The 15,865-nt window shown below is 39.9% G+C and carries 13 protein-coding genes and 1 pseudogene; 1 reads left to right on the forward strand and 13 read right to left on the reverse strand.

Features of this window, described 5'->3' with window-relative positions; all coding sequences use genetic code 11:
- The 3 genes and pseudogenes from ACFIKY_RS05255 to ACFIKY_RS05265 all read right to left on the reverse strand — a co-directional run.
- A pseudogene (locus ACFIKY_RS05255) lies at positions 1-325 on the reverse strand (tol-pal system protein); the annotation flags it as partial.
- Positions 326-377: 52 nt separating this feature from the next.
- Positions 378-899 carry a peptidoglycan-associated lipoprotein Pal gene (pal, locus tag ACFIKY_RS05260; protein ID WP_375644457.1) on the reverse strand — a complete coding sequence of 174 codons (522 nt, stop codon included), beginning with the start codon at positions 897-899 and terminating at the stop codon, positions 378-380.
- 201 nt (positions 900-1,100) lie between these two features.
- Entirely contained in the window at positions 1,101-1,796 is a 696-nt protein-coding gene (locus ACFIKY_RS05265) for a DUF1013 domain-containing protein (protein ID WP_375611764.1), read from the reverse strand.
- Between the two features lie 367 nt (positions 1,797-2,163).
- Here ACFIKY_RS05265 and ACFIKY_RS05270 point away from each other — a divergent pair, with 367 nt between their 5' ends.
- On the forward strand, positions 2,164-2,910 hold the full coding sequence (locus ACFIKY_RS05270; RefSeq protein ID WP_005774608.1) for a YebC/PmpR family DNA-binding transcriptional regulator: 747 nt from the start codon (positions 2,164-2,166) through the stop codon (positions 2,908-2,910).
- Positions 2,911-3,990: 1,080 nt separating this feature from the next.
- Here ACFIKY_RS05270 and tolB read toward each other — a convergent pair.
- The 10 genes from tolB to ACFIKY_RS05320 form a co-directional block, all read right to left on the reverse strand.
- Positions 3,991-5,316, reverse strand: a complete 1,326-nt coding sequence (tolB, locus tag ACFIKY_RS05275) for a Tol-Pal system beta propeller repeat protein TolB (protein WP_015856942.1) — start codon at positions 5,314-5,316, stop codon at positions 3,991-3,993.
- A gap of 43 nt (positions 5,317-5,359) precedes the next feature.
- A complete protein-coding gene (locus tag ACFIKY_RS05280; RefSeq protein WP_375661511.1) occupies positions 5,360-6,679 on the reverse strand; it encodes a cell envelope biogenesis protein TolA in 1,320 nt (439 codons plus the stop codon).
- A gap of 106 nt (positions 6,680-6,785) precedes the next feature.
- The gene (gene tolR / locus ACFIKY_RS05285; protein WP_375661512.1) at positions 6,786-7,238 is read right to left on the reverse strand and encodes a protein TolR; all 453 of its coding nucleotides are present in this window, start codon (positions 7,236-7,238) and stop codon (positions 6,786-6,788) included.
- A gap of 15 nt (positions 7,239-7,253) precedes the next feature.
- Positions 7,254-7,967: a protein TolQ gene (gene tolQ / locus ACFIKY_RS05290; RefSeq protein WP_015856945.1), complete on the reverse strand. Its 714-nt coding sequence runs from the start codon at positions 7,965-7,967 to the stop codon at positions 7,254-7,256.
- A gap of 1,733 nt (positions 7,968-9,700) precedes the next feature.
- Entirely contained in the window at positions 9,701-10,141 is a 441-nt protein-coding gene (ybgC, locus tag ACFIKY_RS05295; protein WP_375635534.1) for a tol-pal system-associated acyl-CoA thioesterase, read from the reverse strand.
- A 213-nt stretch (positions 10,142-10,354) separates the two neighbouring features.
- A complete protein-coding gene (ruvB, locus tag ACFIKY_RS05300; protein ID WP_375635533.1) occupies positions 10,355-11,449 on the reverse strand; it encodes a Holliday junction branch migration DNA helicase RuvB in 1,095 nt (364 codons plus the stop codon).
- Positions 11,450-11,462: 13 nt separating this feature from the next.
- Positions 11,463-12,077 (reverse strand): Holliday junction branch migration protein RuvA, encoded by a 615-nt coding sequence (gene ruvA, locus ACFIKY_RS05305; protein ID WP_375661513.1) that lies wholly within the window; start codon positions 12,075-12,077, stop codon positions 11,463-11,465.
- A 13-nt stretch (positions 12,078-12,090) separates the two neighbouring features.
- The gene (gene ruvC, locus ACFIKY_RS05310; protein WP_273787693.1) at positions 12,091-12,606 is read right to left on the reverse strand and encodes a crossover junction endodeoxyribonuclease RuvC; all 516 of its coding nucleotides are present in this window, start codon (positions 12,604-12,606) and stop codon (positions 12,091-12,093) included.
- A 1,235-nt stretch (positions 12,607-13,841) separates the two neighbouring features.
- Complete coding sequence (locus ACFIKY_RS05315; RefSeq protein ID WP_015856950.1) at positions 13,842-14,360, reverse strand: DUF1465 family protein; 519 nt, start codon at positions 14,358-14,360, stop codon at positions 13,842-13,844.
- Positions 14,361-14,542: 182 nt separating this feature from the next.
- Positions 14,543-15,685 (reverse strand): OpgC family protein, encoded by a 1,143-nt coding sequence (locus ACFIKY_RS05320; RefSeq protein WP_375661514.1) that lies wholly within the window; start codon positions 15,683-15,685, stop codon positions 14,543-14,545.
- Positions 15,686-15,865: the final 180 nt, after the last annotated feature.

Here is a 15,865-nt window from a genome sequence, read left to right on the forward strand (position 1 = left end):
CGCTAGATGCTGCTTTATCAGCTGCTTCAGGTGCTTTCTTCACTGCATCGATAGCCTTATTAACAGTGTCAGTGGCTTTTTCCTCCGCGCTAGATGCTGCTTTATCAGCTGCTTCAGGTGCTTTCTTCACTGCATCGATAGCCTTATTAACAGTGTCAGTGGCTTTTTCCTCCGCGCTAGATGCCTTATCAACTTCATCAACTTTATCCGTATCATGTGCAGGATATTCGGAAGCCCTTCGTGCCGCACTTTGAACAAGTGAAGTAGAACAAGCTATGAAAACCGCCATATAAAAGAGTGTTTTCCAATTGATTTTACGATACATTCCTTTTTCCCCTTAAGAGCTTATTGAATAGTTGAAACAAACAATCTTCTTTTTAATGACTATTCATGTCACTCAACGTTGTCACAGCACGTCGATTTTGATTCCAACAGGAAATATCATCACAGACCGCTACAGGTCTTTCTTTTCCGTAAGAAATTGTTTGAATCCGTTGTTCAGACACACCTAGAGACACCAAATAGTTTCGCACAGCAACAGCACGGCGCTGTCCAAGTGCCAAGTTATATTCACGTGTTCCCCTCTCATCAGCATGACCTTCGATCATAATAGAATAATAAGGATAATGAAGCAACCATTCCGCTTGGCGCGTTAAAATACGTTCAGCATCAGCATCAAGTGAAGAAGAATCGAGACTAAAAAACACGCGATCACCCACATTAACCGTAAATTCTTGTCCTGAGCCTGGTGGCACCTGATTCAAACCAGCATCATTCATATAAGCGCCATTCATACCGTTAAGTGCACCGACATTTTTTTTGCCACACCCAGCCAAGCATAGTGCGAAAAAAAAGAGGACAGCTAAGGAATAAGAGAGGTTTTTTTGGGTAGAGCGCATAGTCCGTTTCTCCTTGAGTGTCGTAAAGAAGGGTAAATTCTTAAAAATATTTTCAAGAATAACCGTTAATTCCTAATGAAGACGAAATTTTTCTGTTTTTTGGTCATCATTTTTATTTTTGAGTCTCTGCCAATTTTTCTTCTCTCCAGCCATTCCTCTAACATTTCCATAAGAAATGTTTCCCTTATACGTCATAGCTTTTTATGCATCATCTTGATCTTGACGATTTTTTTGCAGCGCGTTCAGCTTTGCAAAAACTTTATCAGCATCAAAAGTCTTATGCAGATTTTCTTCACTCTCATTTTCCTCTAGGGCAGCGTTTTCCGTCACAGAAGCGGGAAGCAACGACCTATCTTCTTCTGCAGCAACAGGGCGATTTTTCGCCGCACGCTGGAGCTCAAAATCTAAATCGATTTGCGAACACAAACCAAGTCCTACAGGATCAAGAGGAACCAAATTTGCACTATTCCAATGGGTTCTAAGGCGGATTTGTTCAATTGTCGCTTTTGTTGTCCCAATCAACCGTGCAATTTGTGCATCTTTCAACTCAGGATGGTTCGTAACCAACCATAGGATACCATTGGGACGATCTTGGCGTCGAGAAAGAGGGATATAGCGCGCCCCTTTGCGTTTTTTTTCAGGAATATGCACCCTAGATTGAGAAATTTTCAAGCGTGCGTTTTGATCAGCCTCCACCCGTGCAATTTCACTGCGCGTCAATTGCCCAGAACTAATCGGATCTAAACCTTTAATACCATAAGCCGCATCACCATCGGCAATAGCTTTTACTTCCAAAACATGCAATTTACAAAATTCTGCAATCTGATCAAAAGAAAGAGCTGTATTATCAACCAACCAAACAGCTGTTGCTTTGGGCATCAAAAGTTGCGTTGCCATTTTTTATAAATCCTCTTCTGCGCCTCTTCTATGAGGCCGGTTACCGCCCACTCAAGAGCACTAGAACTTTTTATATGTTAGGTCTCTCCAACCACTCCTAAAACAAAGCGAGGCATGGAATAAACCATTTTGCCATGAGATTACATTCTGTTATAGCGTTATTTTTGCTCAACGACAAGAGATCTCTCTTGTAATGATCCTCAACTAAGGTGTCTTTACCTTTAAGATGAATTTTCTTATAAAGGGTTTATTCGATTACTTCACCTCATGCTGTGGCACATTTATTCTGGTGGGATGCGTGTTTTGTCGCCTTAAATTCTAAAGAGTATCCAACTGGAAAGAAAGCCCTAAAATAGGAAGGAAAACTATGGCTGGCCATTCACAATTTAAAAATATTATGCACCGTAAAGGGCGTCAAGATGCAATGCGCTCGAAAATATTTTCTAAACTTGCGCGGGAAATTACCGTAGCAGCAAAACAAGGTGCTCCTGATCCAGCCATGAATCCACGTTTAAGGCTGGCTGTTCAAAATGCCAAAGCACAATCGATGCCGAAAGATAATATTGAACGCGCGATTAAAAAAGCTTCAGGTACCGATGTCGAAAATTATGATGAAGTACGCTATGAGGGCTATGGACCAGGTGGCGTTGCCGTCATTGTTGAAGCTTTAACTGATAACCGCAACCGCACCGCTTCAAATGTGCGCGCCGCCTTCACAAAATCAGGAGGAGCCCTAGGAGAAACAGGATCGGTCAGTTTCATGTTTAATCGGATTGGTGAAATAATCTATAAGCCAGAAGCAGGGACAGCCGATAACATCATGGATGCAGCAATTGAAGCCGGTGCTGAAGATGTGCAATCAGAAGAAACCGGACATCATATTACCTGCGCATTTGAAGATATTGGTGAAGTTTCCAAAACACTTGAAGCAAAACTTGGTGAAGCAGAATCGATTAAAACGATTTGGAAAGCCACCACCCTTGCACCAATAGATGAAGAAAAAGCTTTGTCCGTTTTACGACTGATTTCAACATTAGAAGAAGATGATGATGTACAAAATGTTTATGCCAATTTTGATGTCAGCGATGAGATTTTGGCAAAATTATCTGTATAATTCCTATCATTTGCACAAGCCCTCTCTTCATTCATGAGGGCTTCAAAAGCATCTGTCACCTCGCCTCTTTATCCGCACATATAAAAGCCCCGCGTCAATAGCGGGGACTAACCATTGGTGCAACAAGAAAACCGCCATTAATTCCAGAAAACATAACCCAAAAAAGAAAGCATAAAAAACTCTGTAGCCTCACGCCTTTCTTACATGCCCCAAAGATTATCCCTATAACCCCTCTCTATTTAATCTTTTTGTTCTTTAAGATTAACCTCCCCACCCTCAAGTAATGAAGATGATCTGGTCTGTAAACAATTCGGATTTTCTTGACGTATTCCTATAACGAATCACTCATGGAATTCATTTGAAACTTAAGGCTCAAAAAATACACACTCCCCTAAATATTCGCCATGCACTTAAAAAACACTTAAATATCTCAAGGAAGTTTATATGCCTTATATCGCCACACCTCAAATGACAGTGTTTTTACAACATCACAGAATAAAAATAAGCAAATGGAAAGCCAGAGCTGATTGTTTAGCAAAGTATTATCCAAAAAGCCGATATATCTCTCTAATCCGTTGCGGATAAATTTTTGACTTTATAGCATTAACTTTATGGCATCGTATGTTTCATAAAATAATGTCATTTATCTTAAAAATCTGTCCTTTTGCTATTACCGATCAATCAATATTCTGACCTAAAACAACAGCGTACTTGAATAAAACACATCAGAGAGCAGCAGAAAAACACCCTTGACAAGAGTCTGGACTCTTCGCAAACCAAATCAAAGAGGAAGTCAAAAAAACATAGAGAGACACTTTGAATAAAAAGTTGAAATCTAGAGACCTCAGAATTTTCTGACTATATTTTTTCAAGATGTTGTTTTTGAATTTTTTAAGCATTTTCCCCCAAGGAAATTCTATTGTCGATAAACAACCGTAGATGATAGATGAAATCTACATAACTCCCCATGCCCACTATAATCGATTCCTTCTTTTAAATAATTAAAGACAATTGAGATTGTGTAAACTTGAAACTGTATAGACTATATTCCTTCTATGTTCTGTTTTTAAGCATTTTGTTTTACTGTATATTGAGCAATGGCGACCATGCTGGATCCGAAGCATCATTGGGGGTGGGTAATTGACGTTCATTGCGTCCTGTAATGTCAATCGTATAGATTTTTGGTCCCATACCGGGATTTTTGCGAAAGAACATCAGCACACGACCATTGGGTGCCCAAGTTGGTCCTTCATTGTGAAACCCTGTGGTTAAAATTCGTTCTCCTTGTCCATCAGGGCGCATAACACCGATAGAAAATTGTCCGCTTAATTGTTTTGTAAAGGCGATATAGTCACCCCGTGGAGACCAAATAGGTGTCGAATAACTCCCCTCGTTTGAAGAAATACGCTGAATATCACTCCCATCCGCATTCATTTTATAGATTTGCGGCTTTCCACTACGATCTGAGGAAAAGACGATTTGTTTTCCATCCGGTGAATAAGAAGCAGAAGTATCAATAGCAGAAGTTGTTGTAAGTCGCGTCATCGTACGGGTTCGTAAATCCATGGTGTAAAGATTTGCACTGCCATCATTTTGTAACAAACTCATAATGACCTTTTGTCCATCAGAAGAAAAACGCGGAGCAATTGTCATGTTATTAAACGTTCCGATCAACTCTCTTTGTCCCATTTCAATTTGTTGAAGATAAACATGAGGTACTTGATTGTCCTCATAAGCCATATAGGTCATTTCTTGTCTTTTTGGGGAAAAACGTGGTGTAAGCACCAATTCACTTCCATCAGACATATAAATCAAATTTGCGCCATCTTGATCCATCATTGCTAAGCGTTTAATGCGTGCATTTTGGGGGCCTGTTTCATCGATAAAAACAATTCGTGTATCAAAATAACCACTTTCTCCTGTCATCTCACTATAGATCTCATCTGCGATCATATGTGCCACACGCCGCCAACGTTCTGTCGCGGTATAAAAACGCCGTCCTTTCAATTGTCTTTGTCCAAAAACATCCCATAAACGAAAATCGACCCTCAAACGTCCATCGATTTCTCTCATGACTTGCCCCGTAACTAAACCTTGCGCTTTTATTTTCTGCCAAGACGCAAAATGCGGTTGTTTATTAGGATTAGAAATATTTTCAAGAAAATTTTCTTTATTAAGCGGTAAAAAAAGCCCCGACCGCTCAAGATCGGCTGTCACCACAGCAGATATTTTCAACCCAATCGAATCATTGGAAATAAAGTCTGTAATTGCAATGGGAATGGGATTAAAATCAGCGCTCGAAATAGTCCCTTTCAATTGCGCATAGCCCGATGAAATACTTGAAAGCCACAACCCACAAGTGACAATAAACCAAGCAAAAACTTTATGTCTCGTTATAGTCATCATGGAATGTGTCCTTTCGTTAAGCCAATTTATTTTTTCTCATTTATCATCTGATTTCTTGGAGGGGATCAACGTTAAAGTCAAAACCTTGCCCCCATAGATCATATTGATCACGTGGGAGATCTGCATAAGGTTGGCATGAAAAGACAGCGGCGTACACCTGCCTTATCATAATAGCTTGTTGACTCTCAAGACCGCTTACGGGATCAATGATAGGATCGCCCACAACCATCCCTTCACGATCTAAATAAAATCGCAACCGCACAACCGGACGGTTTTTTAAATCGCCACCAAGCGCCACAAGTTTAAGCTTCTGTTGAATACATGCCCCCGCAATATTGACCAATGTTTGTGCCATTTTTGTGGTATCATCAATGTTTTTTCTTGCGCCCAAAGCTTCTGGTGTATGAGAACGTTTTGCTCCCCCTCCTTGTGACCGCGCACGATTGAGCAAATTATTTTCCTCCAGTGCTAAAATATCTTCAATAGTCTGTTTTTCTTGGTTTTTCTTGTTAAGCTTTGGCGTCTTTTGATTCAATGCAGCCGCATTCTTCCTTGGAAATTCTTCGTCAAATTTTGGTTTAAACTGTGGAAGAAGAGATTTTTCTGGAAGTGTAATTTTGGGCGCTTGATGAACAATCTGTTCTGCTGGTACCTTCTGTACCGTTGGAGCCAATTCTTTTGGCGATATCATCTCTTCATTTTTGTGCGCAGGCTTGAGCGCATCTTCCGGCGCGCTCAAAGGCATCTCAGGCGCAACCTTGGGGGTATCCTCCGGCGGTGCGCTCAAAGGCATCTCAGGTGCAACCTTGGGAGTATCCTCCGGTGCTCTCAAAGGCATCTCAGGTGCAACCTTGGGGGTATCCTCCGGCGCGCTCAAAGGCATCTCAGGTGCAACTTTGGGAGTATCCTCCGGTGCTCTCAAAGGCATCTCAGGCGCAACTTTGGGAGTATCCTCTGTTTTTGCTTCTAATAATTCTGGTTTTGTAAGTTCGGGTGCAAATGTTTCTGACGTGTTCTTGCTTGGTGGTAGCGATGCTGTTTCAACAGGACGCAGTTTTTCCTTTGGTTGAAAAGGTGCTAGACTATCTATTTGTCCCTCTCCAATATGGCGTGCATCTTCTTTCTCTTGTGGTTGCATAGTTGGTTTAACGGCAGGGATTGCACGGATGGGAGCCTTCACGGATCCTTGTTGAGAGGACAACTCGTCCACTAAAGGAGCAAGAGTGATGGGAATTGCTTCCAATGGTTGTGGTAAAGAGACAGAGCTTGTAAACTGAACGGCTCCCCAACTGAGAAAAATGACATGGACCACAAGGGATAAAGCCAAGCCTCGTTTCATGCTATGATAGGAGTCTTTGTTCATTCTTTATGCCTTATTTATGACTTATATTTTTTCATTTTTAATCACTCTTCGCTCTATTAAACACTTTAAAAACAACGGGTTATGCGAAAATTTTATTACTTATTATTTATTGTGCTAGACTTGCTAACGCAACTTGAGAAAACCCCGCTTTTTGAATATCCGCCAGCAGTTTTAATACTTGCTGATATTCAACAGTTTTAGCAACCCGCACAAAAACCCGTTGATCTTTTTGTGTAGCATCTTCTTCCAGAAGAGTTTTAAGGTGTGCAATCAGTGCTTGTGACGTTTCATAATAATCTTGATTAATGGCAAAGTGCCCTTGCGCGTCAAGTGAAACCGTAAGGGGCGTTTTTTGAGCTCGTACGGGACCCGCTTGACTATGAGGCAAATCTAGAGGAACACCGTTCACTAAAAGGGGGGCAGAGACCATAAAAATAATCAACAAGACCAGCATGACATCCACAAAAGGAGTGACATTGATCTCACTCATCAGTTGGCTTCGTGAATGATAGCGCCTGCGTGTATTTTTTCGAGAAGAAGAAGCAACAGAAATTCCCATGGGATAAGCTCCTTTTTATAATGAGGAAGGTGCTGTGCGTGTTTCATCAATACGCCGCGATACAATTGTTGAAAATTCATCGGCAAAATTTTCTATTTGTGCAATGATGCGCGCACTTTCATGAGTCAACTTGTTATAAGCAATAACGGCTGGAATTGCTGCAAACAAACCAATAGCGGTTGCTAAAAGCGCTTCTGCAATCCCTGGCGCGACAATGGCAAGTGATGTATTTTGAGAAGCTGAAATAGAAAGAAAAGACTCCATAATACCAATAACTGTTCCAAAAAGTCCGATAAAGGGCCCCGCAGATCCCAGTGTCGCAAGAAAACTTAATTTTGATTCTATTTTTTCACTTTCACGTCCCAGCGTCAAATCCATAGCCTTATCAATTCTGCTCTGCAAACTTTTCGATGTATGGGTCCCTTTTTCAAGAGATTTTTTCCATTCAATCATCGCCGCCATAAAAACGGCGGATATACTATTGGTGTGTTGACTTTTACATGATGCATAAAGATCTTCTAGCGCTTTGCCTGACCAAAATGTACGTTCGAACTGCTTTATTTCACGCCGTATTCTCCGATACGTAAAAATTTTATCAAAAATAATTGCCCAACTCCAAATGGAAGCGAGCAGCAACCCGATCATAACACCTTTCACGATCCAACTCGCTTGCATAAACAAATGCAACATTCCAATTGTTTCCGGATTCGTTAGTTCACCATGCGGCATAATTTTTGTCCCTCTAAATAAAAGGTGTATTTTTTAAAATTCTATAAAACAGATTATTTTATAGTTTCTAAATTTAAGTAAAAAACCTTAGTTTCACATAAATTCATGTGCTAAAACAAGACTTGTTTCTTAAATTTCTTTAAAAAGTGATGACGAGAGACATCCCTCAACACACGCCCCCCCTCATTTCACAACAGCATTTATGAAAAATATAACGATAAAGCCTTCCCCATAAATGCTATAAAAACAAAAGATATAAAAATGCATGATATCAAATCTATTATGCACCACCACCTTTACGCTCATGAAAAAAAACTAAAACATCATACACGTTTTAAGCTCAAAATGCAGCGATAAATCTTAGCACTTGAAAAGATTCATAAGAGGCATTTTTATTCCTTTCTCAAGTGTTTCTGTATTGTATCCACTCACCAACCCCGCTTGTGACATGTAAGAAAATGTTTTTGATTAATTCACAGCAATAGGGCTTGAAAAGAAAAAATCTTACAAGTTTCAGAATTATCCAAAAGTGACAACGCAATGAATTATCATTATAAATAAATATGTTATAATCATGAAAGATTACGCTTTGCCTCAGACTATTGTTTCTCTCATTTTTCATCGAATTTAATACGGGGATACCCTCGGGCACAAAAACGACAATAAACCACCATAAAATGCCTCACAACAATGCGCCTCACCCATGCACCCCTATTGTAGTCCCATATAATCTATTGTAAGTCTCATATAGTCTCATTGTGTTGTGAATTCGCCCCTTTCAATGCCCATCATCTCTCTGACACCATGGTATAACGTACAAGCTTCTATGACGTAAAAAAAGCCTTTTCACATCTTTACTTCATGAAAACCGGCTTCTTCGCTCTCTTTGCTCACTTGCGATATTTGATCGTTATTGCATTGAGAATGATCCATAAGAAACATTTTTACAATTTTTTCAATGATTTATATTGCTCATCTTATGATGTATAAGCAAATGATTTTAATTGTTTCAACATGAACAGATTTGAAATGAAAGTATTTTACTCTATGACTCTATTGGGGTTTGTACCCGTGAGAAGTGATAATTTATCTTTCTAAGTCAATCTATTATATAAAATAATATGCTTTTGAAACTTTAAATCCAGAATACATTTCTGCTTTGTATACATTAATCTCTCACTCATTCACTGCGTTTAGGAGCGCAGATAAAGTCATGCATTATGGATGAAAATGGATGGGACATGCGCTCTTGTGATGCCAAATGACAATCCAGTAAAAAACAAATCAAATTGCTTAAAATACTCTTTGGGTGTTTTGAGAAAATTTTTGACCTAATAGCTTATTATCACTTTATTGCAATATTGTGCTGGGTATGTGCATTTTTATAAAAATAAATCTTAATCCATTTTTTATTTCTTTTTTGTTTTGTACTTTTCTGCTGTTTTCTTATGCCAACGAACCTTTCTTCAAAAGAAAGAAAATATCTTGAGTTTATAGCAGAAAATGGATGATGAGACATTGATTTTGAATCATAACATGGATGAGGCGTGTTTAATTTTGTGGGATATCATCTTCAATTTAGTGTAGTTATTGTAGCAGAGGTGCTTTCTTTTGATGTATCATGTGACCTTGTTGGGAAACATTTAGGCTATGATAAATGTATGGTCTTAGATTGTAGGTTACTTTATATCCCCTGATCTCTCCTGAAGCTGCTCGCTCAATGAATAACACTTTTAACCAAGCATTTTTGCAAAAAGTTCTTTGGGTAAACGTCGCGGTTTTGCCTCCTCATTAATCAGAGCAATTTCAACTTTAGCTGTTACCAACGTGGTCGCCTCATGCAAAATAGATTGCTCCATAAAAAAGCGTGCCCCTTGGATATGAGTAACACGTGTTTTAACAACTAAAAGATTATCAATTTTAGCTGGTCTTGAAAAATTAATTTCCATATGACGCACAACAAAAAACAGTTTTTCCCCCTCAACCCCTGCTGCTAACATCTTATTATTAAAACCGGTATCCCGTAAAAACTCTGAACGTCCTCGTTCAAAAAACTCAAGATAACGCGCATGATAAACCACTCCGGAAAAATCTGTATCCGCAACATAAACGCGGACCTGAAAATTATGAAAAGCATTTGTATGATTGCTCTTAAAAGGAGTTATTTCTGTCATTGGCTTCATGTCCCATAAAATCATCTAATATAGCAAATTATTTATCAATCAAAAGATTGAACACATTTTTGTGTTGAAGTTGTGAAAAGAAAAAGCCCCCCCTTAATCGTGCAAGACCTTTTTGGTCAGAATATACTAAAAGAAGCACGTCTCTTGTATTTTATGACCTTGCTATAAAATATTCACATAGTTTCTTTTAATAAAGAGAATATCTTAGTCATCTTCCCCATCCCATAAAGACGTCTGAAGTGATGAATTGTCTTGAGCATCAGAAAGTTGAGAACGCCTTTGTATAGACGTTGTAGAGGCAGGAGCAGAAAGCCCTAAATGGCTCCAAGCCTTTTCAGTTAGAATGCGTCCACGAGCGGTTCTTTGAATAAAACCTTGTTGGAGCAAATACGGTTCAACAATATCTTCAATGGCATCGCGTGGTTCTGATAAAGCAGCAGCAATTGTTTCAATCCCCACCGGTCCCCCTAAAAAAGTTTCCGCAATCAGGAGCAAGTAGCGACGGTCAAGCGGATCAAGCCCAAGATGATCGACCTCAAGGCGCGAAAGCGCTTCATCGGCGATTTTTTGGTCAATTTGTTTTGCCTGTTTAACCAAAGCAAAATCACAAACGCGCCGTAAAAGCCGCCCAGCAATACGAGGAGTGCCCCGTGCTCGGCGTGCAATTTCATGAGCACCATCATCACTGATCTTGACGGCAAAAAGCCGTGCATTACGCTGCACAATATATTCCAATTCTTCTATAGTATAAAAATTTAGACGAATTGGGATGCCAAAACGGTCTCTCAGCGGTGTGGTCAAAAGCCCCAAACGTGTAGTTGCCGCTACCAAAGTAAATTTAGCCAGATCAATTTTCACCGAACGTGCTGCCGGCCCCTCCCCAATAATCAAATCAAGTTGATAATCTTCCATAGCTGGATAAAGAATTTCCTCAATCGCCGGATTTAAGCGATGAATTTCATCAATAAACAAGACATCACGTTCTTCGAGATTGGTCAAGAGAGCGGCTAAATCTCCTGCTTTAGCGATGACAGGTCCTGAAGTAGAGCGAAAATTAACGCCTAATTCTTTTGCCATAATCTGTGAAAGCGTTGTTTTTCCTAACCCCGGAGGTCCTACAAACAAAACATGATCCAGCGCTTCTTGCCGCGTTTTTGCTGCTTCAATAAATATTTTTAAATTAGCCCGTGCCGCTTCTTGACCAATAAAATCATCGAGAACTTGTGGTCTTAAGGAACGATCTGGATCGTTAGGAAGGGGAGCGGGACCCAGAAGGCGTTTATCTTCATCTTTATGCATTGTTACCTTGATTTTAAGTAGGAGAAGAAAGCAATTTGAGACTATGGCGGATCAGCAGGGCAGAAGAAACAGTTTCCTCCTCAAGAGCGTTCATCGCAAGAGCAAGAGCACGGGATGCTTGCTCCCGTTCAAACCCTAGCTTCATCAACGCGGAAAGCGCATCATGCGCAGGTTGATTGGTCATCTCTCGCTGAGAAACCGAAACAGTTTTGACCGCTTGTTCAAAGGGGAGTGTTTTACTTTTCAGTTCACCCACAATTCTTTCACTGACTTTTTTACCAACGCCCGGCGCTCGACTAATCATCGCAATATCGTTTAAGGCAATAGCTTGTGCGAGTTCATCTGGCGATAAAGTACCCAAGATTGCCAAAGCAACCTTCGCCCCTACTCCAGGAACATTTTGTAGAAGACAAAACCACTCCTGTTCAGCTCTTGTAGCAAAACCAAAAAGGCGGATTGCGTCTTCCCGAACATGCGTTTCAATAAAAAGGCTTAACGCCTCCCCAACAGAAGGCAAAGAAGGACGCAGCCGATTTGACACAAAAACAACATACCCCACACCGTGCACATCAAGAAGGATATGATCATCAAAGATATGTTCAAGGGTGCCCTTTAATTTGCCAATCATGTTGCCACCCCACTCATATCGCCATCCTTGCCTGATAAGATCGGTCAATACTCTTACGATGCATACTATGACAAAGAGCAAGAGCAAGAGCATCAGCCGCATCACTGCTATCAAATTCAGCACGTGGGAGTAGAACTTTTACCATCATATGGATTTGTTCTTTAGCACCGTGTCCAACACCAATAACTGATTTTTTCACTTTGTTGGGCGCATATTCAAAAACAGGAAGAGTTGCTTGCGCAGGAACCAGCAATGCAATTGCACGTGCTTGCCCAAGTTTTAAAGTTGCTGTAGCATCTTTGTTAACAAACACATGTTCTACAGCGGCTTCATGGGGCATAAATTGATGCACAACCTCTGAAAGACCTTTGTGGATCTGACATAATCTGGAAGCCAGCTCACACTTTACATCAGAAGAAACCGTCCCTGCTGCAATAAACTGAAGACGATTACCAGCAACATCGATAACGCCCCACCCTGTACGCCGTAATCCGGGATCAATGCCTATAATACGAATCGTCTCTGCCATAAACTACAGTCTATACACTTTTCCCCCTTGTGAATAAAGACAAGACCACAAACAAAACAGCAGCACAAGACAAAACCAGTCAAAAGATGGTCATGCCCCCCCAATTTATACAATTATAAAACGCAACGAACAGCATCTTTATGGAACATACTTTATGAAGCATAACTAAAATCAATCAAAATCTTTTATCTGCACATCACACGTGGGATTTCCGTATGGAGTGAAACTGTACAAGAAAGGACTAAACATGCCTCTAATGAACCATCTCAAGAGCCAAGAACTTGTCGCAACACTGGGGACTGGCAAATATGATGATGGTGCCGGCTTGCTCCGTTGCAAGCGTTAAGATGAGGGAGCTCAATGGATGTGAACAAGAACTGAGAGGTGTTTTTGAATATGCCCATTACACCACAATGTCATTGCATAGAGAGGGGACATTGCATGGGGGCACAGAGAACCCCTGAGGCATTCATTATATGGCACTTTATTTTGGATGTTTTATTTTACGCGAAGAAAATAACTTCCATTCAAAACAAGAGAAGCCCAAAAACTGACACAATGTGTATCATCCTCATTAACACACGCTCTACAGCAACTTTATAGGCATAAGTTATAGAGCATAAATAAATTGATATACAAGCCCCAGCTCTATCTAGCGCCTGATCATTATCATAGCCAAAACAAAATCACACGATATATCAACAGAAAGTGTTCCAGCTGCAATCAATCAAAGCCGATTTCCACAAGACCAACCATACCCCATCCCATGCCATAATTCGAAATCAATACCTCTCAGCTATAAGCTCAAGATATTTCCTACGCTCAAATAGAAATTAGGCAGAAAAAAGCACTCTAGATTGGTTTTAGTTGTGACATTTTGGTTGTGAAAAATGGGTAGATTGCTCTAAATATCGCAAGAAAGAAGCAAGGCGCTATTCTTCTCAAAACACCCCCAAAAGCTGTTTTCAGTAATTCGATTTGTTTTCCCACTGGATCGCTTAAACTACAGCCTCCCCTTATTTACCAGAGCGCTTAAACTACAGCCGCATATCTAAACGAAAAAAATGCGCGCTTCTAAACGCAATGAATGAGAAACAAATTGGCGGAAAATTTCTGGCAATTCATGCCAATGAAAGGGAAAAATTCCAATATTGGTGTATGAAGTGACACTTTTACAATTGCTTTTTTATTTGTTCTGATGACATTTCCCCTTCGCGCAAAGCAAGGGAATACCTCTAAGAACGCCCAAAGGCTGTTTTGAGCAATTCGATTTGTTTTCCTACTGGATTATCATCTTCTAAGGCACAAGAGGCTGCAGTTTCCCACCCAGCACGCATATACTGTATGCGCGCTTCTAAACGCAATGAATGAGAAACAAATTGGCGGAAAATTTCTGGCAATTCATGCCAATGAGGGGTTTCAAGTTCCAATGTCGGTGTATGAAGTGATACTTTTACAATTTCTTTTTTTATTTGTTCTGATGACATTTCCCCTTCGCGCTCTGCCCGAAGAAGAAGGAGTTGAGAAGCAATTTGCATCAGTCGTGTACTTAAATACATAGCTTCTTTCGCATAGATTGCAGAAACTTCTGCCGAAAGGGAACGTGCCACTAATTTCCCTTCTGAATCAATATACGCTGCGGTTTTTTCAATCAGCGCCATTGTTTCTTCATAGAGACGATTAAAAGCATTTTCAAAAGCATTATGCTCAATCATGATAATAGGTTCATCATATGGACGTTTATGTACACTCACGCTTTTATACTCCAAGTATCAGCACAAAATTACACCACTCAACGAATAGAGTATTAAAAAGTTTCTTTTGTTGCTGTGTAGAACGCTTTTTTTTTAAACTGCTACCTCTTTTAATTTTTTTGCGCAACGCGCTTTTTATACTAAGGTTAACGCACCCAACAAACGCTACAGGAGCGTTTTTCTTATAAACGGATCAGTTTCCTTGAAAAGGACCACTGCCAAGATCGCCGTCTTTCACAATAATAGGCGACTCCAAATTGCAGAGCAATACCCGTTATTATTAAGAGGGTATCGGAAAAAAACGTTCCTGTCATCACTGTTTTTATAATTTGTCCAAACATCGCAAAAATGGTTCCCGTTACAAAGACCGGTAAACTATGTTTTCCTAAGATTGCTAAAGGATGTTTCTGAGAGACATAAAACCATTTATTGATGCAGGGCAAAGAAAGAATAAAAAAGGCTAATGCAAGAACATGGAGTAAACGTGGCAAGCTTAAAAAGGTTTTATTAAAGTTCAGCAATGGGGAAGACCAGCCAAGCCATCCCAAAATACCCCACCAGTTTAAGCGAACCCATAACAGCGCCAACAAGAGATACGCTGCCGCACAAACAATCCAAAAAGACTGAAAAGCGATTGTTTTTCCTTGTTTAAGCGCTAAAGTACTGGTCAATCCTATGACAAATAAGAATTGCCAAGACAAAGGATTTAAAAACCACTTTCCCTCTAAGGGATAAGAAGGAGGAGCAATTTTATAAAATCCGCAGATAAGATACAGTGTAAAGGAGCCCAAAAGCAGCCACTTTGTCTGTTTACAACTCAAATAAAGGATAAAAGGCGCAAAAAACATCAAAACGATATAAAGAGGAAGAATATTATTATATCCCAATTGATGCCCAAAGCTTAAGGTACTCAAAAATGCGATACTAGGCTCTTTAAAAAAGAGTCCCACATTGTTCATTGATAAAAGTTTTTCTGTTTTCCATAATAAAAAGGCAGCAAAAAAAAGACTTAACGTGACAAAAGTAGTAAAAAGATATGCGCCATAGAGCTGCAAAGCTCTGTACCACAGTTTTCGGATGATAAAAGCAAAGGATTTTTGCTGTAACCGTCCATGAAAACTTAACCCAAGAGCAATCCCTGAAAGCAAAACAAACACTTCTGCACAATCAGAAAAACCGAAATTTCTATGGGTAAAAGACTCATAGATCGTTCTGGGAATATGGTTGATGAAAATCGTCAATAAGGCTAAAGAACGAAAAACGTCAATACGCGTATCACGGTGAAAAGGTTGAGTATTATGCTCAAGAACACCTTGGTATTTCATCAGTGGACTCCCACACGCCACAAACCCCTTGAAGTCCCATAAAAATGGTGGTTACCCTTATTGCCAACAAGCATCAACAGGATGAAATTTTAATTTTTAAGAGTCAAGTTTCATTTTAAGCGTTTATTTTTTAAAAGGCAAAATTTTTTTAAAGGTAAAAGAACGAAAAGAATCCATACA

It is taken from the genome of Bartonella sp. CR127HXZ, from assembly GCF_042194555.1.
GTDB classification, from domain to species: domain Bacteria; phylum Pseudomonadota; class Alphaproteobacteria; order Rhizobiales; family Rhizobiaceae; genus Bartonella; species Bartonella grahamii.